The sequence below is a fragment of the Meiothermus rufus DSM 22234 genome (genome assembly GCF_000423425.1).
GTDB classification, from domain to species: domain Bacteria; phylum Deinococcota; class Deinococci; order Deinococcales; family Thermaceae; genus Meiothermus; species Meiothermus rufus.
Map to the genome: position 1 here is coordinate 1 of NZ_AUHY01000007.1, position 20072 is coordinate 20072.

26 protein-coding genes and 1 pseudogene are annotated in these 20072 nt (G+C 63.1%); 11 read left to right on the forward strand and 16 right to left on the reverse strand.

Annotated elements, in window-relative coordinates; genetic code table 11:
- The coding region (locus tag G552_RS14550; protein WP_156890656.1) for a helix-turn-helix domain-containing protein at positions 1 to 242 on the reverse strand (242 nt) is incomplete at its 3' end.
- A 108-nt stretch (positions 243 to 350) separates the two neighbouring features.
- Here G552_RS14550 and G552_RS0101570 point away from each other — a divergent pair.
- Positions 351 to 1346, forward strand: coding sequence for a LysM peptidoglycan-binding domain-containing M23 family metallopeptidase (locus G552_RS0101570; protein ID WP_027881417.1), 996 nt, complete (start codon positions 351 to 353; stop codon positions 1344 to 1346).
- On the opposite strand, the gene G552_RS0101575 is transcribed toward G552_RS0101570, so the two are convergent.
- Positions 1343 to 1885 carry a 5-formyltetrahydrofolate cyclo-ligase gene (locus G552_RS0101575; RefSeq protein WP_027881418.1) on the reverse strand — a complete coding sequence of 181 codons (543 nt, stop codon included), beginning with the start codon at positions 1883 to 1885 and terminating at the stop codon, positions 1343 to 1345. The two genes, G552_RS0101570 and G552_RS0101575, sit on opposite strands and share 4 nt — an antisense overlap.
- 144 nt (positions 1886 to 2029) lie before the next feature.
- Here G552_RS0101575 and G552_RS0101580 point away from each other — a divergent pair, with 144 nt between their 5' ends.
- Complete coding sequence (locus G552_RS0101580) at positions 2030 to 2251, forward strand: FmdB family zinc ribbon protein (RefSeq protein WP_027881419.1); 222 nt, start codon at positions 2030 to 2032, stop codon at positions 2249 to 2251.
- Between the two features lie 72 nt (positions 2252 to 2323).
- Entirely contained in the window at positions 2324 to 3295 is a 972-nt protein-coding gene (locus G552_RS0101585) for a prohibitin family protein (RefSeq protein WP_027881420.1), read from the forward strand.
- On the opposite strand, the gene G552_RS0101590 is transcribed toward G552_RS0101585, so the two are convergent.
- The 8 genes and pseudogenes from G552_RS0101590 to G552_RS0101620 form a co-directional block, all read right to left on the reverse strand.
- Positions 3292 to 3783: a DUF192 domain-containing protein gene (locus tag G552_RS0101590; RefSeq protein ID WP_027881421.1), complete on the reverse strand. Its 492-nt coding sequence runs from the start codon at positions 3781 to 3783 to the stop codon at positions 3292 to 3294. The genes G552_RS0101585 and G552_RS0101590 overlap by 4 nt on opposite strands.
- Positions 3780 to 4535, reverse strand: coding sequence for a glutaminyl-peptide cyclotransferase (locus G552_RS0101595; protein WP_027881422.1), 756 nt, complete (start codon positions 4533 to 4535; stop codon positions 3780 to 3782). The genes G552_RS0101590 and G552_RS0101595 overlap by 4 nt, the downstream gene beginning before the upstream one ends.
- A 53-nt stretch (positions 4536 to 4588) precedes the next feature.
- On the reverse strand, positions 4589 to 5752 hold the full coding sequence (locus G552_RS0101600; RefSeq protein WP_027881423.1) for a VLRF1 family aeRF1-type release factor: 1164 nt from the start codon (positions 5750 to 5752) through the stop codon (positions 4589 to 4591).
- A gap of 14 nt (positions 5753 to 5766) precedes the next feature.
- Positions 5767 to 7230 carry an SLC13 family permease gene (locus G552_RS0101605; RefSeq protein ID WP_027881424.1) on the reverse strand — a complete coding sequence of 488 codons (1464 nt, stop codon included), beginning with the start codon at positions 7228 to 7230 and terminating at the stop codon, positions 5767 to 5769.
- Between the two features lie 51 nt (positions 7231 to 7281).
- Positions 7282 to 7368: pseudogene (locus G552_RS17045) on the reverse strand (CBS domain-containing protein); the annotation flags it as partial.
- A gap of 39 nt (positions 7369 to 7407) precedes the next feature.
- Complete coding sequence (locus G552_RS0101610) at positions 7408 to 7845, reverse strand: universal stress protein (protein WP_027881425.1); 438 nt, start codon at positions 7843 to 7845, stop codon at positions 7408 to 7410.
- A gap of 12 nt (positions 7846 to 7857) precedes the next feature.
- Positions 7858 to 8832 (reverse strand): universal stress protein, encoded by a 975-nt coding sequence (locus G552_RS0101615; RefSeq protein WP_036270122.1) that lies wholly within the window; start codon positions 8830 to 8832, stop codon positions 7858 to 7860.
- 107 nt (positions 8833 to 8939) lie between these two features.
- A complete protein-coding gene (locus tag G552_RS0101620) occupies positions 8940 to 9224 on the reverse strand; it encodes a hypothetical protein (RefSeq protein ID WP_027881427.1) in 285 nt (94 codons plus the stop codon).
- Between the two features lie 119 nt (positions 9225 to 9343).
- Between G552_RS0101620 and pdxH the strand changes: the two genes are divergently transcribed.
- Complete coding sequence (gene pdxH, locus G552_RS0101625) at positions 9344 to 9976, forward strand: pyridoxamine 5'-phosphate oxidase (protein ID WP_027881428.1); 633 nt, start codon at positions 9344 to 9346, stop codon at positions 9974 to 9976.
- A gap of 3 nt (positions 9977 to 9979) precedes the next feature.
- Here pdxH and ilvA read toward each other — a convergent pair whose 3' ends face one another.
- Positions 9980 to 11212, reverse strand: coding sequence for a threonine ammonia-lyase (gene ilvA / locus G552_RS0101630; RefSeq protein ID WP_027881429.1), 1233 nt, complete (start codon positions 11210 to 11212; stop codon positions 9980 to 9982).
- Between the two features lie 133 nt (positions 11213 to 11345).
- Between ilvA and G552_RS0101635 the strand changes: the two genes are divergently transcribed.
- Positions 11346 to 11549: a YgaP family membrane protein gene (locus G552_RS0101635; RefSeq protein ID WP_027881430.1), complete on the forward strand. Its 204-nt coding sequence runs from the start codon at positions 11346 to 11348 to the stop codon at positions 11547 to 11549.
- 76 nt (positions 11550 to 11625) lie between these two features.
- On the forward strand, positions 11626 to 11787 hold the full coding sequence (locus G552_RS16195) for a PxKF domain-containing protein (protein WP_156890657.1): 162 nt from the start codon (positions 11626 to 11628) through the stop codon (positions 11785 to 11787).
- Positions 11788 to 11851: 64 nt separating this feature from the next.
- On the opposite strand, the gene G552_RS0101645 is transcribed toward G552_RS16195, so the two are convergent.
- The 3 genes from G552_RS0101645 to G552_RS0101655 all read right to left on the reverse strand — a co-directional run bounded on the left by G552_RS0101645 (position 11852) and on the right by G552_RS0101655 (position 14797).
- Positions 11852 to 12790, reverse strand: a complete 939-nt coding sequence (locus tag G552_RS0101645; RefSeq protein WP_027881431.1) for an electron transfer flavoprotein subunit alpha/FixB family protein — start codon at positions 12788 to 12790, stop codon at positions 11852 to 11854.
- A gap of 14 nt (positions 12791 to 12804) precedes the next feature.
- Positions 12805 to 13551 (reverse strand): electron transfer flavoprotein subunit beta/FixA family protein, encoded by a 747-nt coding sequence (locus G552_RS0101650; protein WP_027881432.1) that lies wholly within the window; start codon positions 13549 to 13551, stop codon positions 12805 to 12807.
- A gap of 100 nt (positions 13552 to 13651) precedes the next feature.
- A complete protein-coding gene (locus tag G552_RS0101655; RefSeq protein WP_027881433.1) occupies positions 13652 to 14797 on the reverse strand; it encodes an acyl-CoA dehydrogenase family protein in 1146 nt (381 codons plus the stop codon).
- A gap of 216 nt (positions 14798 to 15013) precedes the next feature.
- On the opposite strand from G552_RS0101655, the gene G552_RS0101660 reads away from it, so the two are divergent.
- Together G552_RS0101660 and G552_RS0101665 are read left to right on the forward strand one after the other, a co-directional pair.
- A complete protein-coding gene (locus G552_RS0101660; RefSeq protein WP_027881434.1) occupies positions 15014 to 16060 on the forward strand; it encodes an NADH:flavin oxidoreductase/NADH oxidase in 1047 nt (348 codons plus the stop codon).
- A 20-nt stretch (positions 16061 to 16080) separates the two neighbouring features.
- Positions 16081 to 16485 carry a (R)-mandelonitrile lyase gene (locus tag G552_RS0101665; RefSeq protein ID WP_027881435.1) on the forward strand — a complete coding sequence of 135 codons (405 nt, stop codon included), beginning with the start codon at positions 16081 to 16083 and terminating at the stop codon, positions 16483 to 16485.
- A gap of 4 nt (positions 16486 to 16489) precedes the next feature.
- Here G552_RS0101665 and G552_RS0101670 read toward each other — a convergent pair whose 3' ends face one another.
- Positions 16490 to 17023: a DinB family protein gene (locus tag G552_RS0101670; RefSeq protein ID WP_027881436.1), complete on the reverse strand. Its 534-nt coding sequence runs from the start codon at positions 17021 to 17023 to the stop codon at positions 16490 to 16492.
- 20 nt (positions 17024 to 17043) lie between these two features.
- Entirely contained in the window at positions 17044 to 17271 is a 228-nt protein-coding gene (locus G552_RS0101675; protein WP_027881437.1) for a hypothetical protein, read from the reverse strand.
- Between the two features lie 237 nt (positions 17272 to 17508).
- Here G552_RS0101675 and G552_RS14555 point away from each other — a divergent pair, with 237 nt between their 5' ends.
- From G552_RS14555 to G552_RS16565, 3 genes are all read left to right on the forward strand, one after another.
- Positions 17509 to 18585 (forward strand): VanW family protein, encoded by a 1077-nt coding sequence (locus G552_RS14555; protein WP_051195633.1) that lies wholly within the window; start codon positions 17509 to 17511, stop codon positions 18583 to 18585.
- 3 nt (positions 18586 to 18588) lie between these two features.
- Complete coding sequence (locus G552_RS0101685; RefSeq protein WP_027881438.1) at positions 18589 to 19389, forward strand: ZIP family metal transporter; 801 nt, start codon at positions 18589 to 18591, stop codon at positions 19387 to 19389.
- 126 nt (positions 19390 to 19515) lie between these two features.
- Positions 19516 to 19740, forward strand: coding sequence for an archease (locus G552_RS16565; RefSeq protein ID WP_211224798.1), 225 nt, complete (start codon positions 19516 to 19518; stop codon positions 19738 to 19740).
- Positions 19741 to 20072 lie beyond the last annotated feature (332 nt).

The window sequence follows — 20072 nt, forward strand, 5'->3', positions numbered from 1 at the left end:
GGTTTGAGTCCGGCCAGGCCCTTTTCTTTTAGGGCTTTTTTCCAGCGGTGGTAGGTGGCCCGGCTGATCCCGACCAGGTCCTGGATCTCCTTCCAGCTCTTTTTACTTTCACGCAGGGCTTTGACCAGTCGGAGCTTGCGCAGACGTTCCTTGACCTCTGGGTCGCCTGCTTTGGCCTCGGCCAGCCTCTGTGCTTGTCTAGCGCCTTGCCATATCTCTCGGCCAACGGTGGTAAACTGCACCTGGGGAACCTCCTTTCTTGGTTGGTTCCCCTCTTTTTATCCCAGCTTAGAGTCTCACATGTGTTTGTCCAGGTTCATGCTCTTGGACCAAGGGGCTAGACTGGGTTCATGCATCGCTGGCCTTTCCTGCTTTTTCTTCTGCTGGCCCTTGCCCTGGCCCAGAACACCCACACCGTCCAGCCCGGCGAGACGCTTTACCGCATCGCCCAGCGCTACAACACCACGGTAGAGGCCCTGCAAGTGTTGAACAACATCTCTGACCCCACCCGGCTGCAGGTAGGGCAGGTTCTGCGCCTGGGGGGATCGCCCGAGGTTGCCCGACACCGCCTCGTCCGGCCTTTACCCCCCCTGGAGGCCCTGGAGTGGCCCCGCCAGACCCTCCAGGGCCACCTGGCCGTGCTGCGCCTCCAGGCCCCGCAAGCCGTGGAGGGCAGTGTGCACTTTTGGGGAAGCCGCTACCCTATTCAGCAGAACCGAGTGCTACTGCCGGTGCCAGCCTTACAGGCCCCGGGGGTCTACCCCGCCTTGCTGCAACTTGAAGGCCAGCGCCTTAGGCTCGAGGTTCGGGTGGTTGCGGGCAACTACGGGCGCTACGTTTTGCAACTCCCCCCCGAGCGCCAGGCCCTGCTGGTACCCGAGCGGCTGCGGGCCGAGCGGCAGCGGGTACTGGCGGCTTGTAACCCGCAGGAACCCCAGCACTGGCAAGGCCCCTTCCGCAGGCCCGTCCAGAGCCAGCGCATCACCGACCCCTTCGGCACCCGCCGCAGCTACGATGGGGGGGCTAGCTACGGCTACCACGAGGGCATCGACTACGGCGTACCGGAGGGTACCCCAGTCTACGCCCCGGCCCCGGGGGTGGTGGCCCTGGCCGAGAAACTGGAGGTGCGCGGTGGGGCTGTGGTGCTGAACCATGGCCTGGGGGTGTGCAGCGGCTACTGGCACCTCTCGCGCCTGGCCGTAGAGCCTGGGCAACGGGTTCGCCCCGGCGAGCTACTGGGCTACTCCGGCAACACCGGCCTTTCCAATGGACCCCACCTGCACTTTGAAATTCGGGTACACGGGGTGCCCACCAACCCCGCCCCCTGGTACCTCGAGGCCCCCTAGACTACTAGGGCTTCCCGCACCCCCTGTTCGGTGGCCAGGAAGCGCACTGGCACGTCCCAGGGGTCGTGGGGCAGCCTGGGCAGGAGCAGGGCCTCAGCGGTGAGGCCCACAGTGAGTATCCGGGCCTCGAGCTGCCGCAAAAAGCGATCGTAGAAGCCCTGGCCGTAGCCCAGGCGGTGTCCCTCCCGGTCGAAGGCCAGCCCCGGCACCAACACCGCCTCGAGGCGAGCGGGAGGCACCATAGGGGTGTCTGGGGCCGGCTCCCAGAAGCCATAGCGGTGCTGCACCAGGCGGCAGGGCAACGGGTGAACCTCGAGCTGATAAGCCTGGGCCCGGGGTAGGTAGTAGGTCGCGGGGTAGAGCTGCTGTAGCCCGGCAGGGTCGAGTTCGGAGCCAAAAGCGCTGTAAAGCAAAATGTGCCGTATCCCCCGCGCGGCCAAAAAGGCGGCTAGATGTCGGTTGAGTTGGGCTGAGAGGACCGGTATGGGTAGGCTGCTGCGCACCGCCTTGGCCCAGCGCCGAAGCTCGGGTTTGCCCATGGGGGTTTGCACAGTTCTGACTCTACCCGACGATGGGGAGAGGAGCATATCCCCCCAGGATATCTATTGACGCTCTGAGCCTTTCTCTGTCAAAATACCTGCTACGAGGGGTGTCCCCTCGAGGCTTTCTTCTAGGAGTCGGTTATGCCCAGGTACGTCTACCAGAACCTCGAGACCGGTGAACAGTACGAGTTCGAGCAAAGCTTCCATGAGCCGGCCTACACCCACCACCCCGAGACCGGGGCCCCCATCAAACGGCTCATCTTTGCCCCGGCGGTGGTCTTCAAGGGTTCGGGCTGGTACATCAAAGACTCCAAACAGAGCAGCAAACCGTCTAAGGAAAGCAGCAGCGAGGCTGCCGACTAGTCCTAGGCCCATCTACCCCTATCGCCCTTCTTCCCCGATACTGTAGGCGTTGACCGAAGGAGGTAGATGGGCATGATTTTGCTTTTTGGCATCGCGGCAGCGGTTCTGGGCATTGTGTTGCTGGCCCAGGGTGGGGCCCGCCGTGCCTTAGGGATACCCCTTCTGCTGGGGGGGCTGGCCCTGGCGGCTATCTCGCAAAGCTTTGTGGTGGTTCCCGCGGGGCATGTAGGGGTGGTGTTCAACGTGTTTGGTGGGGTACAGCCCACCCCTTTAGGCGAGGGCTTCCGCATCATCATCCCTGGCATCCAAAGCGTGGTGCTCTACGACGCCAGGCTCAAGGAAGTGACCCTGGCCAAAGGGCCAGCCCCTACGGGCACCTCTACCCCAGGTGAGGACGCCATTACCGCCCGCAGCAAGGAAGGGCTGGACATCGGGGTAGATGTAACGGTGCAGTATCGCATTAAGCGCAGCGAGGCCCCTGCGCTGCACCGCAACCTGGGGCCAGGTTACCTCGAGACCCTGATTGTGCCCCAGATTCGCAGCAAGGTGCGCGATGCGGTGGGTCTGTTCAACGCTGCCGAGCTCATCAGCACCCAACGTACCCAGCTCGAGGCTGCCGTAACCAAGGAACTGCGGGAAGCCTTGGAAGAACAGCACATCGAGCTAATCTCAGTGTTGCTGCGTCGCATCGACATCCCCCCCTCGGTGGCCAAGGTGATCGAGGAAAAGCAGACCGCCGAACAGCAAGTACAGGTCGAGATTAACCGGCGTCAGCAGGCCGAGATCGCCGCCCAGCGGGCGGTGGTTCAGGCTAAGGGCGAGCGCGATGCGGCCATCCTGCGGGCCGAGGGCGAGGCCCAGGCCATCCGGCTGCGCGGTGAGGCCCTGCGGCAAAGCCCTCAGGTGATCCAGCTCACCGTGGCGGAAAAGCTAGCCCCCAACATCAACACCATCCTGATTCCCAGCACCGGCAACTTTCTGCTCGATCTGCGCAGCCTGCAAAACCTCTCCCAACCCCAGCCGGCCCCCGCCCCAGAGCGCTAAGGGGCTTGCAGCCGCACCACCCCACCAGGGCCTAGGCCATGGGCAGCGAACCAGCCCCGGGGAACCTCCAGCACCTGCCGGTAGACCACCCCAGGGTTGTAGCTCGGGCAGGCGGGCCCTTGGGGACAGGGCTCGAGGTCCAGGATGGTCAGGATGGTACCCTGGCGGTCGAGAAAGGCCACCGAGACTGGAATGTGCAGACCTCGAGCGCTCCAGGCCTCGTCCTGAGCCTGGGCGAAGGTGTACAAGATGCCCTGGCCTGGCTTTAGGCTGCGCCGGGCCAACCCCGGCTGCTGCAAGGGGCTGGTAAAACGGTAGACCATCAGTTCTTCTCCCCCCACCACGACGACGCTCCGAGGGGAGAGGGTATCGGGCCGAGGGGCTCGAGCCCGTAAAAGCTGCCCAGCCCAGAAATACCCCCCGGTAGCCACCGCTACCGCCAAAGCCAACAGACCCAGGCCAAAAACGCGCAGACGACCACGGTTCATGGGTTGCGCACCACTTCTATCTCGAACAAAAAGGGCCAGAGTTTACCGGTGACAAACAGGCGGTTGTTCTGGGCATCGTAGGCAATGCCATTGAGCACCGCATCGGGGTTGGGGTTGCGGGCCTGGGCCAAAAGTACCAGGCCGGTCAGGTCGAGCCAGGCTTCCACCTGGCCGCTCGCAGGGTGAATGATGGCAATGCGGCGGGTCATCCAAACGTTGGCCCAGATGCGGCCCTGGATATACTCCAGCTCGTTGAGCCGTTCCACCGGCTGGCCGTCTGCCCGCACCACCAAGGTGCGTTCGGGCCGTAAGGTTCGGGGGTTCAGGAAGAACAAGCGGGCCGAGCCATCCGACATGATTAGGCGCTGGCCGTCGTGGGTCAGGCCCCAGCCCTCGGTATCGTAGGTAAAACGGCCCAGTGGGTTGAAACTGAGGTCGTAGATAAAGCCCTCCCGGTTCTGCCAGGTGAGCTGGTAGAGGCGGTTTTGGAAGATGGTGATCCCCTCGCCGAAGTACTGGCTGGGCAGCATCCGGCGCTGCAAAACCTGCCCGGTCTTCAGATCCACCTTGCGCAGGCTGGACTGGCCGTATAGGCCGGTACCTTCATAAAGGTAGCCGTTGTGGTAGACCAGGCCCTGGGTAAAGGCGGTGGGATCGTGGGGGTAGGTGTTGACCACCCGGAACCCCCAGACCGGCACCTGGGCCAGGGCCGGAAGCAACAAAAAGGCTAAAAAGGCCAAGGCTCTTGCCACAGCTCTACCTTAGCGCATGAACCACAAGATGAATGAGTGGGCCTTCTCGGGGGCTACCAGCGGGGCATACCAGCCAGGTGGCCCAGGTCGTGGCGTAAACGCTGTTCGGCTTCGCCTCGCACGAACTCCAGCTTGGTACCGTAGCGGGCCGCCAGCTCGGGCAGCACCCGCTTGAGTTCAACCTCTTCCACCGGCTGGTTCGGGCAGTGGGCCTGGGCAGCCTGGGGGCTGCTACCCACCCAGCCATCCCCACAGCGCCAGGCCTTTTCCGAGAGGCTCCAGGGTACCAGCACGTACTGCAAACGCCCTTCCTGTAGCAAAGCCAGCACCTGCTCGAGGCCGCCCACCCCTTTCTCCCGCACCGCATCCAGCAAGGCCTCCTCCTCCCGGCGCTCCACCTGCTCAATCGTCGGAGAGACCGCCTTGAGTACCTCCGCCGGGCTGGGCACCGGGGTATGCAACGGCGGCAGCACCGCCACCACCTTCTCCGCCACCGGCCCTGGCAAAAGGGCCTGGGCCTCCTCGGGGGCTCCTAGCAGAATCAGGCGTTGCTGGCCCCGTTCGGCCATCTGCTGCTGCAAAATGGCCCCGGCCTCGCGGAAGAAGCGCTGGCTCCACTCGTCCACCCGCCGCTGGAACTTGTCCTTGCCCGAGCCGCCCCGGGCCGGAATACCGCCATTGCCAAGGGCCGGCGAGGCGCTGCGGCCTGGAGTGCCGGTGCGGTCCTCGCCCAAATAGCGCCAGTTGTGGGTGTCGAGCGGGCGAAGAGCATCGGCCAACTCCTCAATCTCGCCCAGAAAAACCTCGAAGAAGCGCAGGCGTTCCTGGTTCATGTACACCACGCCGTAGCGCTGGTACTCGTCGAGGGCGAAGAGCAGGGGGGCCAGGTAGGGCGGGCCCCAGTGGGCCTCCACCCCGCTGCGGGGCTCGAGCAGGGGCAGCTCGACCTGCAGGTGGTAGTCCTCGAACATATCCTCGGCCACAAAAAGCGCCCGCGTGCGGCCCTGGGGAATGTAGTGCTGGAGTTGCTCCACCACCTTCTTGCTCAAGGCTGGGGGCACCTCGAGGCGCTCCAGGGCCTCCTTGGCCCGCAGCACGTAGGCTTTACCGCTGTTGTCGGGGTTGGCCGGGTTGACGCTCAGGTACAGCGACAACACCGGGGCCGGATGCGCGGCGATGTTTTGCTTCATGTAGGTGATCTGCGCTTTGTTCAGCATAAAGCCTCCTTCCATTAAAACCCAATGCCCAGGCCCCAGCGGCCAAAGGTAAAGAGAATCAGCCCCACCACCAGAATGGTCGCCAGGTTGAGGGCCAGTCCGGCCCGCACCATGTGGGGGATGCGCAGCCCTTCGTAGGCGAAAACGATGGCGTTGGGCGGTGTGGCCACCGGCAGCATGAAGGCCGCCGAGGCTGCCAGTGCCACCGGGATGGTCAGGAGCCGCACATCCACCCCCAGCCCCACCGCCAAAGCCCCCATCACCGGCAGAAAAGTGGCCGCCACCGCGGTATTGGAGGTCAGCTCGGTCAGGAAGAGCACCACCGCCGCCACCACCAACACCACCGCCCACAGCGGTAGCCCCCCCAGCCCCGCTAGGGCCTTCCCAATCCAGGCTGAAAGCCCAGTGGCCTCGAAGGCCGCGGCCAGGGCCAGCCCACCGCCAAACAGCAGCAGCACGCCCCAGGGCAGCTTCAGGGCGCTCTCCCAGTCCAGAAGCCGCCCCCCCGGAGCCGGCAGCACAAACAGCAGCAAAGCCGCCAGCAAGGCCACAGCGGAGTCGGAAAGGGGCAGGCCCAGCCAGGCGGCTAGCTGCGGGCGCAGCACCCAGCCCAGCACGGCCAGTCCAAAGACCCCCAGCACCCAGCGCTCGGCCTGGCCCATCGGGCCGATGGCGGCGTACTCCTGGCGGATGGCCCCGCGCAGGTCGGCCCAGGGCAGCCCCCGCAAGGGAAACTGCACCTGGCTGAGCCAGAGCCAGGCCAGCGGCAGCATCAGGGCCACGAAGGGCAGCCCAATCCAGAACCAGCGTTGCATATCCAGGGTATGGCCCTGCTCCCTCAGGTAGGCTGCCAGCAGGGCGTTGGGTGGGGTGCCGATCAGGGTACCCACCCCACCTATCGAGGCCGAATAGGCGATGGTCAGCATCAAGGCCACCCCAAAGCGCTGGGTCTGGGCCGCCGAAGCCACGCTGCTCAGGGACTGGATCACCGCCAACCCCACCGCAAACATCATCACTGCGGTAGCGGTATTGGAGATCCACATGGAGAGAAAGGCCGTGGCCAGCATAAAGCCGCCCAGAAGACCGCCCGGGCCTCCGCCCAACCGCAGCACGATGAAGAGCGCGATGCGCCGGTGTACGCCCCAGCGCTGCAACCCCTGTCCAATCAGAAAGCCGCCCAGGAACAAGAAGATCAGGGGGTGGCCATACTGGGCCGCCAGCGAAACCTCCGGGGCGATGCCCAACAGGGGCATCAAGGGAATGGGCAGCAAGGCGGTGACCGGCAGGGGAACTGCCTCCGCCGTCCACCACAGCACCATCCAGGCCGCCAGGCCCACCAGGCGCCAGGCCTCGAGGCCCAGCCCCGAGGGTGGCGGAAAGAGCAGCACCAGCCCACAGGCCAGCGGCCCCAGGCCGAGGGCCATCCAGCGCCAGGGGGAAGCCTTTGGGTTTGGGGATGGGCCAGGGTGGCTTCTCATGAACCTTGCTCCTGCTGCATCACCTTGAGCAGGTCGTAGCGGGATGCGGTGCTCGAGCATCGTCTGGGCCACCTCACCCAGCGGGGTCTTGGGCAAGACGGTAACAACTGGCCTGGCCATGATCTCTTTGGCCTTCATCGAAAGCCCCTTTCGTAGGCAGGCAGCGCTTCGGAGTCATCAACCCGGCATCCGCACCACTAGCACGGGTTTGGGGCACTTCTGCAAGACCTTCTGGGTCACTGAGCCCAGCAAGAGCCGATCCAATCCGGTGCGCCCATGGGTGCCCATGACCACCAGGTCGTGCGCCGCGGCCTCCTCCACAATGACCTGAGGCGCGCTGCCCTGCTTGAGTTCGCGCCGGACGGGCACCCCCAGGTACTGGGCAAAGCCTTCAGCCCGCTCCAAGGCCTCCTTGCCGGCAGCCTCGAGGTCGCGGCTGAGGTCGGCATAGTAGGGCACCGTCTCGGGGCCGATCATAATCCGGGTGAGCACCGGCTCGACCACATAAAGTAGGGTGGCCTCCGCCTGCAAGCTTTTGGCCAGCTCGAGGCCAGCCTTGACCGCCGCCTCGCTAGGAGCGCTCCCATCGGTTGGTATCAGAATACGCTTGTACATCTTAGCCTCCTTTCAACGCTCCCCCGGTGGGGGTAGGTGGGTCTCGTCGGGATGGGCCAAGGTAGCCGGGTTGCGTACCAGCAACACAGGCCGCATGGCCTGCTGGACCACATCCTCAGCCACACTGCCCAGGAGGAACTTACGCAACCCCGTGTGCCCGTGGGTGCCCATCACGATCAGCTCGGCCTTTACCTCCTCTGCAGCCTCGCGGATGCGTTCCCCTATGAGGTGCCGACTGGCCTCCCGCAGTAGGGTCTGGGCCTTCTTGCGCTGCCTGCACTGCTTTAGGGCCTCCTGCAGAATGAACGCCCCTTGCTCGCGCAAACGCTGCTGCTCCTGGGCTAGCTGGGCCTCGAGCTGCTGCGGATCGAACCTCCAGGCCCGCCCGGCGCTCAGGTAGAGCTGGGCCAGGTCGGGCACCACATGCACTATCCAGAGTTGGGCCCCTAACGCCTCGGCCAGGGCATCGGCATGCTGCAGCGCCCGCTCGCTGTAGGCACTGCCGTCGTAGGCCAGCAGAATACGCTTGAATAGGGTGGGTTTCTCGCGGCCTGGCCGCACCAGCAAGAGGGGGGTGGGCGCCAGGCGGGCCATGCGCTCGGCCACACTGCCCAACAACAGCCTGGGCAGACCCGTGCGCCCATGCGTCCCCATCACCACCAGGTCGCAGCCGTGGGCGACACCGGCGTCTATCAGGGCTTCCGCCACCCCAGGGCGGCTTTCTGGCTGGGTACTGGTGCGCTGCGTGGCCCAGGCCACCTTCTGGCGCTTGGCCCTATGGGCCCACTGCTCGAGCAAAGCCTGGCCTACCGTACGGGCCTGTTCCAGGGCTTCTGTATAGTTGCCCAACTCGCGGTAGCGCTGAGGCTCCACCACGTGCACCAGCACCACCCTAGCCCCCAGCCGTCGGGCCAAGGCTAGCCCTACCGCCGCGGCCTGCTCACTGGGAGTAGAGCCATCGATGGGAAGCAAGATTCGTTGGTACACACCCCCCTCCTTCCCTGTTCCAAAGGCCGCTGGAAAATACAGCCCTTAAACACCTGTAGCATAGTCCCCAACCCTTCGGCTGCCCAGGGGCGCTGGTCTCCTTGAGGCTAGGAGGCTGTCCCCTCGAGCAGGGGTTGGTTGGCCACAAAATCGGTCTCAACAAGGCTAAGGTCATAGCACCTGGCCTCCTGTTCGAGCCACAAGGCCAGCAGCTCATCGGAAAGGGGCTCGAGCTTTATTGCGTGTACACCGGGGCTTAGCCACACCAAAGGCCCGCAGCCATAAACCAGGCTAAGCAGCTCCTGCCGCAGGTGCTGGGCAAAGGGGCTATGCCCTTCCACCCAGGCATGGCTATGGATCACGGTGCCATCGCTGAACTTCCAGTAGAACATCTTCTCCCTCTCCCAACCAACTAGCCCTCCTCAGGGTAGCCCAGAACACAAGGGCCACTTGTCCCCTCAAGGGTGGGTTGGGCAATGGTGGTCACCCGCACCCCGGCCATAATGGAACCATGCTTCGCGATCTTCGCAGCGACTACACCTACGGCACCCTGCTCGAGCAAGAGGCCGACCCCAACCCCTTTCGTCAGCTCGAGCGCTGGTTGCGCGAGGCCATAGAGGCCCACCTTTATGAACCCCACGGCATGACCCTCTCCACCGTGGGCGAGAACGGACGACCCAGCAGCCGGGTGGTGCTGTTGCGGGGGTTGGACGAGGGGGGTCTGGTATTCTTCAGCAATTACCAAAGCCGCAAAGGGCGGGAACTAGCCGTCAACCCCTGGGCCTGCCTGAATTTCTGGTGGCCTCCCCTCGAACGGCAGGTGCGGGTGGAAGGCCAGGTCGAGCGGCTCGAGGCCGAACTATCCGACGAGTACTTCGCTAGCCGCCCCTACGAAAGCCAGCTCGGCGCAGTGGCCAGCCCACAGAGCCAGGTAATTGCCAGCCGGGAAGAACTCGAGGCGCGCATTGCCGAGCTCAGGGCCCGCTATCCTGAGCGTGTTCCCCGCCCAGCCTACTGGGGTGGCTACCGCCTGCGGCCTGATGCTTTCGAATTCTGGCAGGGCCGTCCCAGCCGGCTTCACGACCGACTGCTCTACCGCCTACAGCTCGATGGTACCTGGAAAATCCAGCGACTGGCTCCCTGAGGCTCAGTCGGGCCAGACCCCTACCTGCTCACGCTCCACCGCGTAGCCCGCCCGCTCGAGGCAGGCCACCACCTCCTGGCCGTGCTGGGCATCCCGCACCTCCAGCACCAGCTCTACCCCCACCTTGCCCAATGGCGCCAGCCAGAGGGCTCGGCGGTGGAATACGTCCACGATGTTGGCCCCAACATCGGCCACCAGATCGATGACCCGCGCCAAAGCCCCGGGGCGATCCACAATCGAGAGCTTGAGCAACAGGTAGCGGCCTTGCCGCACCATCACCTGCTCAATCACCCGCGAAAGCAGGTTGCCATCGATGTTGCCCCCGCACAGCACGGTAGCCACGGTCTGACCCGGCTCAAGAGGCACCTTGCCCGCCAAAATCGCTCCCATCCCCGCGGCCCCGGCCCCCTCCACCACCAGCTTGAGGTTTTGCACGCAGTGGGCGATGCCGCGAGCGATCTCGTCGTCGGATACCTCCACCACACCATCGACGTAGCGCTGGATCAAGGGCAAGGTTAGGTCACCCGGGCGCTTGACCGCGATGCCATCGGCAATAGTCTGGGCTACCGGGACACTCACCGGATGCCCCGCCTGAAGCGAAGGGTTAACCGGAGCGCAGCCCGCAGCCTGCACCCCCAGGATGTGCACCTGCGGACGCAAAGCCTTAATAGCGGTGGCAATCCCCCCAATCAGTCCACCTCCGCCAATGGGCACCACCAGCACATCCAGGTTGGGCAGTGCCTCCAGCAGCTCGAGGCCAATGGTACCCTGGCCAGCAATGATTTTTTCGTCGTTGAAGGCGTGTACGTAGGTATAACCGTACTGCTGCTGAAGATGCCGGGCATAGGCCTCGGCATCGTCAAAGCTGGCCCCATGCAGCACTACCTCGGCCCCATAGCGGCGGGTGGCCGTCACCTTGGTCAGGGGCGCGTGCTGAGGCATCACGATGACCGATCGGATACCCTGGAGTGAGGCCGCCAGGGCCACCCCCTGCGCATGGTTGCCCGCGGAAGGGGCAATGACCCCTCGAGCCTTTTCCTCCGGTGTAAGCGCGGCAATTTTGTGATAGGCCCCGCGCAGCTTAAAAGAGCCGCTGCGCTGCAAGCACTCCGCCTTCACAAAAAGCTGTATTCCCAATTCCGCCGAAGCCCAAGGGTCGGGCAGCGTCGGGGTTTCGGCAATAATGCCCCTAAGCCTTTCGCGAGCCGCATAGATGTGCTCAAGGTCAACCGACATGCACCGATTGTATACACAACAAGTCGTCCATCTGGCCACTTCTTTGCCTAGGTAAGCTTGTATGCCTTAGACTGGATATAGGTCATTTGTCCCTGGCTCAGGTTGTTAGGCTTGATTCCAACAAGGAGGGGTTATGGTTCCCAATGTAGGCAGCACAGACCGGCTGGTTCGCTACGTTCTGGCGGCAGTGTTCTTTCTGATCGCCTTTTTTGGCAGTAGCGGTATCTGGGCCTGGGTGTTTGGGCTGCTGGGGGTGATTATGGTCGTAACCGCCACCCTCAATTTCTGCCCCATCTGGGCAGCGCTAAAGATCAACACCAGGGGCAAAGCGTCTTGAGCGCACTCCTTTCCCGCCCCGGCTTTCTGGCCGGGGCTTTGCTTTGCGGCGGGGTAGGGAAGGTGTATAGCACGTGATGAATCCCCAAACTTTGTCTCCGGAAAGCTGCCTACGGCTGCAAGACCGCTACACCTACCCCTGGAAAACCGAGAAGAGCTGGGCCGGTAGCTGCCGCCAGGTGGTGGTACGCTATACCGACGGCACCACCTACCGGGCCAACTTCAACTTTGTGAAGTAGGGTAGGGCTAAATGTTGAACCCACCCCCCGTTGGGGTGGGTTTTCTTGGAGCCTGCCCGCTGTGCTAATCCTTGAGCTTTTTGGCCGCCTCAATCAGCGCAGGCAGCACCTGGTGCACATCACCCACGATGCCGTAGTCAGCAATTTTGAAGATGGGAGCTTCGGCGTCCTTATTCACCGCCACGATGTACTTACTTTTGTTCATACCGGCCTGGTGCTGCACCGCCCCCGAGACCGCCAGGGCGATGTAGGCATTGGGCTGCACGGTCTTGCCGGTCTGGCCCACCTGTTCGCTGTAAGGACGCCAGCCCGCATCCACCACTGCCCGGGTAGCCCCTACTGCGGCCCCTAGCACACTGGCCAGCTCCTCCACTTTGGCGAAGGCTTCGGGGCTGCCCAGCCCACGCCCACCGGTCACCACGATGGTGGCCTCGGTCAGCGAGACCCCTTTCTTTTGTTCGCTCAGCCGCTCCAACACCTCCACCCCGGTGGGAAGGGCCACATTCAAAACCTCCACCCCACCGCTGCCCTGGGGTTCGGCCGGGGGGGTGGTGTTGGGCTTGGCGGTGAGCACCACCGGCAAAGCAGCCCGCTGGCGTTCGGTAACCCGGTTCAAAAAGCTGTAGCGGGTGGCCACAATGTGGTTACCCTCGGCGCGGGTCTCGAGGGTATCCTCCAGCAGCCCGGCCTTCATCCTGTAGGCCAGCCGGGCAGTCCAGGTACGGCCTTGCCGGCCTCCGCTGGCAATCACCACCTGGGCCCCGCTTTTTTGCACAGCAGCATAGGCCGCCTCGGCCCATTTCTCCGCGGTATAGCCCCCTACCTCGGCCACATAGACGGTGGGCAGGTACTGGCTGGCCTCCTGGGCCACAGCCTGGGTATTTTCGCCGATGACCACACCCGCGAGCGGGCCTAAAGCCTCGAGCTGACGGGCGCGGCCAATGGCCTCGAGGGCGCTTTTGCGCAGGCGCTGGCCATCGTGTTCAAGAACTACCAGAATCATCGCTTACCTCCGCGTCAGATAACCTTGGCTTCCTCGTGCAGTAGCCGCACCAGCTCGTGGGCCGCGCTCACTGGGTCCTTGCCGTCGATCAGCTTGTTCAGCCGGGTGCGCTCCTGGATGGTCTGCTCCAGCACCTCCGCCTTGCTGGCCGCGCTCAGGGGCAGTTTTTTCAGCTCCTTGCGCTTGGCCTTCATGATGCCCGGCAGGGTGGGGTAGCGCGGCTCGTTAAGGCCCTGCTGGCTGGTGAAGACCGCGGGCAGGGCCACCCGCACCCGCTCGGCCCCTTCGTCGAGGTCGTGCAGGGCTTTGGCCTGGGTCTCGCTCTCGAGTTCAATCTGGGTGGTCCAGCTTACCACCGGCCAGCCCAGGGCCTCGGCCAGGGCTGGCCCCAGGGCCTGGGAGTCCCAGTCGGCCTGCTGGCCGCCGGTGAACACCAGGGTGGGGGCCTCGGCCCGGATCACCTCGGCCAAAGCCTCGGCCTGGGTGATGGGGTCGAGGTAGCCTTCAGCCACCAGATGAACAGCCCGGTCGATGCCCATAGCCAGCGCCGTCCGCAGGGCCTCTTCTGCCCGCTCGGGGCCCAAGGCCACCACCACGCTCTCCCCACCGTGCTTCTCCTGTAGTCGGATGACCTCTTCCACCGCCCACTCGTCCATCTGGTCGAGGATCAGGGTTGCACCGGAAAGGTCTACCCTGCCTCCCTCAATCTTGAGGCGGGACTCGCCGTCTGGAACTTGCCGTATCACTGCCAGGAATTTCATGCTTGCCTCCGGGTTGGATTAGTGCCCCGAGAAAAGCTGGGGTCGGGGCTTTTTGCGGGTTAAGCTTACCGTCTGTGCCTTCAGGGGGAACTTCCCCCGGTTACTGGTTCAGGATGTGCCGCGCGATGATGAGCCGCTGTATCTCGTTGGTGCCCTCGTAAATCTGGTTCAGCTTCACATCGCGCAGCAGCTTTTCCACCGGGTACTCGCGCATGTAGCCGTAGCCGCCATGAATCTGAATGGCTTGGTTGGCCGCTTCGAAGGCTATTTCTGAGGCATAGGCTTTGGCGATGGCCGCAGCATGGGCCTGGGGCTGGCCGGTATCGGTCAGCCAGGCGGCGTAGTAGGTGTAAGCGCGGGCGGTCTCGAGGCCCATCAGCATCTCGGCCAGCTTGAACTGAATGGCCTGGAAATCAGCAATAGGCCGGCCAAAGGCCTGACGTTCCTTAGCGTAGCGAGTGGCCTCTTCCAAAGCCCGCCGGGCCACCCCTAAGCTGCCCGCTGCCACCGGAATGCGGGTTTTGTCCAGGGTGTTCATGGCGATTCTAAAGCCCTCCCCTTCCTGGCCCAGCCGGTTCTCGACGGGTACCCGGCAGTCCTCAAAAACCAGCTCATAGGTGCCACTGGCCCGCTGGCCCATCTTGCCGTGGAGCTTGTGGGCTTTAAAACCGGGGGTACCCTTCTCCACCACCAAGGCCACCACCCCTTTGTGGCGCAGCTCGGGGTTCACTGTGGCGAAAACCACCACCCATTCGGCCTCGCCCCCGTTAGAAATCCAGGTCTTGGTACCATTCAGCACATAGTAGTCGCCGTCGCGCACCGCCCGGGTGCGCAACGCTGCGGCATCAGAACCATTGCCCGGTTCGGAGAGAGCAAAAGCTGCCAGCGCGGGCTTTTCGGTCAGTTTTTTGAAAAAGCGCTGCTTCTGCTCATGCGAGCCCGCCAGCAAAACCGGAGTGATACCCAGGTCGGAGGCCATGGGAATGGTATAGATGCCCATGCAGCCCCAGGCCAGCTCCTCACCGATAATCACCTCTTCCAACATCCCCAGCCCCAGCCCACCGTACGCCTCGGGGATGATGGCGTTGAGCAGGCCCACCTCGTGGAGCTTTTCCACCACCGGCCAGGGCACTTCTTCCTTGGCGTCGTACTCGGCAGCTATGGGCGCGATCTGCTCCTTGGCAAAACGCCGGGCCAGCTTTTGCAGCTCTTTTTGTTCATCCGTTAGACTGAAGTCGATCGGCATAAGGCAAACCGGTAACCAAACGTGGAGCCAATAGCTTTGCCGCTATTTTGCTATCCCACTTGGCTATTCCCTGCTCTCCCCCCTTCCGCAACCAATTCTTGTACTTAGTATAACTTTTTATTCCCGCGCGTCTAGCGTATCACGGCTCGGGTGGGGAAAAACCGTTATGTATGGGGATATACAAATTCCCCTATACCAGCACGTAGAATCCGCGCTATGAGCCTTTTGTTTAGCCCCTTTTCTATCCGCTCGGTTACCCTCAAAAACCGTATTGCTATGTCGCCCATGTGTCAGTACTCGGCCCAGGAAGGGCACGTAACCGACTGGCACCTGCTGCATTACCCCACCCGGGCGGTGGGCGGAGTAGGTCTGGTGATTGTGGAGGCTACTGCGGTGGAGGCTCGAGGGCGGATTAGCCCCGAAGACCTGGGCATCTGGTCGGATGAGCACCTGCCGGGTCTGCGGGAACTGGCCCGGCGCATCAAGGCCGCCGGTGGGGTGCCGGGCATCCAGATTGCCCACGCGGGGCGCAAAGCCGGAACCAGCCGGCCCTGGGAGGGCGGCAAGCCCCTGCACCGCTGGACCCCGGTAGCCCCCAGCCCCCTGGCCTTCCACGAGGGCTGGCCGGTGCCACAGGAGCTGGATCAGGCGGGGCTGGAGGAGGTATGCGAGGCCTTCCAGCAGGCGGCCCGACGGGCTTTAGCGGCAGGCTTCGAGGTGCTGGAAATCCACATGGCCCACGGCTACTTGCTGCACTCCTTCCTCTCGCCCCTAACCAACCACCGCAGCGATGCCTACGGGGGTAGCCGGGAAAACCGCATGCGCTTTCCCTTAACGGTGGTGGAGGCGGTGCGGGGGGTCTGGCCGGCTGAGCTGCCCCTGCTGGTTCGGGTCTCGGCCAGCGACTGGGTGGAGGGAGGATGGGATATCACCGACACGGTGGCTTTTGCAACCGAGTTGCAGCGGCGTGGTGTGGACTTGCTGGACTGCTCCTCGGGTGGGGCCATCCCTGGGGTGAAGATTCCCCTGGGGCCAGGCTACCAGGTGCCCTTTGCGGCCCAGGTGCGCTTGTCCACAGGGTTATCCACAGGAGCAGTGGGCCTCATTAGCGAGCCCTTACAAGCCGAGGCCATTCTTCAAGCCCAGCAGGCCGACCTAATCTTGCTAGGCCGGGCGCTACTGGCTGAAGCCTACTGGCCCTATCGGGCAGGCCGTGTGCTGGGTGCTAAGGTCTGGCCAGTGCAGTACGAGCGGGCTTTCTAGCTTCCAGTACAATTTGGCTCATGGAAAACCCTTGGAAAACTTTTGTCCCCCAGGCCCCCACCCGGCTGGGACCAGCCGAGTGGTTCACCGGTACGGTCTACATCAGTGAGCTGGTGCAAACCCCTGCCCCCATGCACCTGCACCTGCTGCGGGTGATGTTTGCCCCAGGAGCCCGTACCGCTTGGCACACCCACCCACGGGGGCAGGTGTTGCATGTGGAAGCTGGAATTGGCTGGTTCCAGCGCTGGGGCGAACCGGTACGGGAGATGAAGGCAGGAGACACCATTTACTTCGCCCCTGGTGAAAAACACTGGCACGGGGCCAGCCCCAGCCATGCCATGGTACATCTGGCCATGCAAGCAGCGGTGGATGGGGTGAGCACCGAGTGGCTGGAGCAGGTATCGGAGGAGCAGTACAGGCTTTGAGGGGCTACCCCTTCTTTAGCCGCATCTGAATTTGCCGCAGATGGTGCTGCTCGTGATAAGCCAGGGTTTGCAGCCAGCCCAAAGCGGTCAGCTCACCGAAAAAAGGATGGCGGTAGGTGGGCGGGTGGGCCAGGGCCTCACCGCTCTCGGCCACTTCAGCCAAAACCCGGGCTCGCTCCGCTTGCAGGCGTTCCAGCAGCTCCCTGCGGGATAGCCCCCCTCTGGGTTCTACCGCGGGCGGGGCCAGGAAGCGGCCATCGGGGCGGGTCTGCCCATCTGGCAAGGGAGGGGGCATTTCAGCCTCACCCAAGGCCACCTTGCGCAAGCGACGTATCACCTTGCCTGCCGACGCCTCCACCAGGGCTATATGTTCGGCCACCTCGGCTGGGCTCCACACCTCAGCCTCGGGCCTGGCAAAAAGCTGCTCATCGGAAAGGCTTTCCAGCAAGTGCAGCAGCTCGAGCCTCGAGCGCTCTAAGTGCCTGAGGCAGCTCACAGCGTCGCCTAAGCGCTCGAGCCTCTCTTGGGCTGTAGCCATGCCCGCATTGTACAAGCCAGCTAGCTTTTTTCAAAGGCTCGGCGCAGCTTCTGGTTGAAGGGAAGAGCGGTCATACCCTTTAGGTAAAGCTCGTGCACCGCATCGATTCCGGCGATCTGCTGCAGCTGCTCGAGGGTTAGTTGTACGACGTTGTCGGACAGGCGAAGCCTGACCTGATCCATGGTGCCCGGAACCCACTCACACTGGATATACTCCACTGCCGACACCTCCCGCTCAAGCGTCTGCATACCCACCTCCCTGCTGCTAAAAGCAACCTTATGGGTGAAACGCGTTACAGCCTAACGGGTGTTCGTTGGCCTAGAGAGGAATGTCCCGGATTGGTCTGCTGCTTATCAGACAGTCTTTAAAAGAATCTTAGAGGATTTTCATGAGGATCGGTTGAGAGTTTTGGGTGGCACTAACCCAGCACTCCTCCTAGAAGATGCGGAAATCTTCAAACAAGATAAGCTAGAAAAGACGAAACCATGCGCGGCTTTTTTTGGCTCTTCCCCTATTTCCTCTGTATTGCCCTAGCCGAACCAACCGCGGTGCTGGTGGTCCAGGAGGAAGTCTTGGAAAAAGGGCAGGTAATGCGCTACCTCGGAAGCCAGCACTACCCCATCCAGAATGCCCAGCAACTAAGCCAGCTTGTTCAGCAGCTCAGCCGCCCACCGCGCCCAGCCCGGTTTGTCCTTGATGGGCAAAAAGATTGGATCGCGGTACAAAAGCTGGGCTACCGCTTCGACCTCGAGGCCGTCCGGCGGGCCTACCAGGAGGCCCTACAAGCGGGCAGAAGCACGTTTGTGCTACCGGTGGAAAGCGAACAACCCCGGCCCAGCGTGCACGACTTTAAGCAGTGGGGCATCCTCGAGCTTATCGGTGAGGGGCGCACCCGCTTCGATGGCTCCCCTCCCAGCCGCATCCACAACATCCACCTGGCCTCGTCCAAGTTCGACGGGGTTTTGATTCCCCCAGGAAGCCTTTTCTCCTTTAACCAGACCCTAGGCCCGGTAACCGCTGCCGCCGGCTACCAGAAGGCCTGGGTGATCCGGGGCAATCAAACCGTTTGGGACGTGGGCGGTGGGGTCTGCCAAGTGTCCACTACCCTGTTCCGGGCCGCCTACTTTAGTGGGTTGCCCATTGTAGAACGCCACGCGCACAGCTACCAGGTGGGCTACTATCGGCCCACCGGGCTCGATGCCACTACCGCTCCGCCCAAAGACCTGCGCTTCAAAAACGATACCCCCGCACACATCCTGATCCAGGTCTCAATCCAAGGCTACGAACTGATCTTTCGCTTTTTCGGCAGCAAAGATCGCGAGGTGGTCTGGCGAGGGCCTGAAATCCTATCCCGTACCCCGCCCCTTCCCACCCGCTACATCTACGACGCCAGCCTGCCCCCCGGGTACCGCCAACAAACCGACTTTGCCGCCGAGGGGGCTCTGGTGCGGGTTTATCGCACAGTTCGGCTTCATGGCGGCGAAATTCGCCGGGACGTGCTCGAGAGCCGCTATCGCCCCTGGGGGGCGGTTTACCTAGTGGGCCCCCCTCGCCAAAGGTAGCCGATGTTGGATTGGTTGCAAAGCTTATCCCCCATCCAGCAAGCCCTGGCTGCTGCCCTTTTCACCTGGGGGCTCACCGCTTTGGGGGCCGGGGCAATCCTCGCTACGCGGGAAGTCAACCCCCGCCTGCTGGACGGCTTGCTGGGGTTTGCTGCCGGAGTGATGCTGGCGGCTAGTTACTGGTCGCTGCTGGCCCCAGCGCTGGAAATCACCCAAGGCGCGTGGCTTCCCATCGCGGTTGGGTTTTTGCTGGGCGGGACCTTCGTCTGGGGAGCCGACAAAATCCTACCGCACCTGCACCGCAAGGAACCGCTCGAGGCCGCCGAAGGGCTCAAAACCTCCTGGAGGCGCAGCATTTTGCTGGTTCTAGCCATCACTTTGCACAACATCCCGGAAGGGCTGGCAGTAGGGGTAGCGTTTGGTGCGGTGGCCTATGGCATTCCCGAGGCCACCCTGGGTGGAGCGGTGGCCCTGGCCATAGGCATTGGGTTGCAAAACTTACCGGAGGGCCTGGCGGTGGCAGCCCCGCTGCGGCGCGAGGGCCTATCCCCTTTCAAGAGCTTCTGGTTCGGCCAGCTTTCGGCCACGGTAGAAATACCTGCTGCGCTGCTGGGTGCCGCTTTTGTGGGCATCGCCCTGCCAGTACTGCCCTATGCTCTGAGCTTTGCCGCTGGGGCTATGGTTTTCGTGGTGGTGGAGGAGGTGATCCCGGAAGTCTCTCGAAGCGGCAATACTGACCTGGCCACCCTGAGCCTCATGCTGGGCTTTGTAACGATGATGGCCCTGGATGTGGCCTTGGGCTAGTTCTGCGTGGTCTCAGTAATGCCTTGGTAACAGGGTTATCCTAGCCTTTATGCAAAGGGGTAGTATGGCCGTTCAGCCCGCTTACTGGGAGCATTTTCATCACCAGGCCGACATAGGGGTACGGGGGTGGGGGCTACCCTGGCCCAAGCTTTCGAACAGGCCGCCCTAGCTCTAACCGCCGTGATTACTGATCCGGCCAAGGTTCGCCCCCTGCAGCGGGTGGAACTGGAGTGCGAGGCTTCCCGGGCCTCCTTGCTGCTGGTGGACTGGCTCAACCGACTGGTCTTCGAGATGTCGACCCGCAAGATGCTTTTTAGCCGTTTTGAGGTACACCTAGCCCCCCCGACCTAGGCGGAGCGTTGCACCTGCACGCTTTTGTCTGGAGGGAAGCGGTGAACGTGAATCGGCACCAACCAGCGGTAGAAGTTAAGGGAGCTACTTACAGCGAGTTACAGCGAGCTCGAGGTCTACCAAACCCCCCAGGGCCTCTGGGTAGCTCAGTGCGTGGTAGATGTGTGAAGGAGGGCTCATGGACCTTGGCCGCCTGGAGCAAAAAACGCCTTATGAGTGGTGGCTGATGCCCACGCCCCCCATGCGGGTTCCGGGCATCCTATACGCCAGCGAGGCCCTGCTGAAGGAGATGGACGACAAGGTGCTGGAGCAGTTGGCCAACGTGGCCAGCC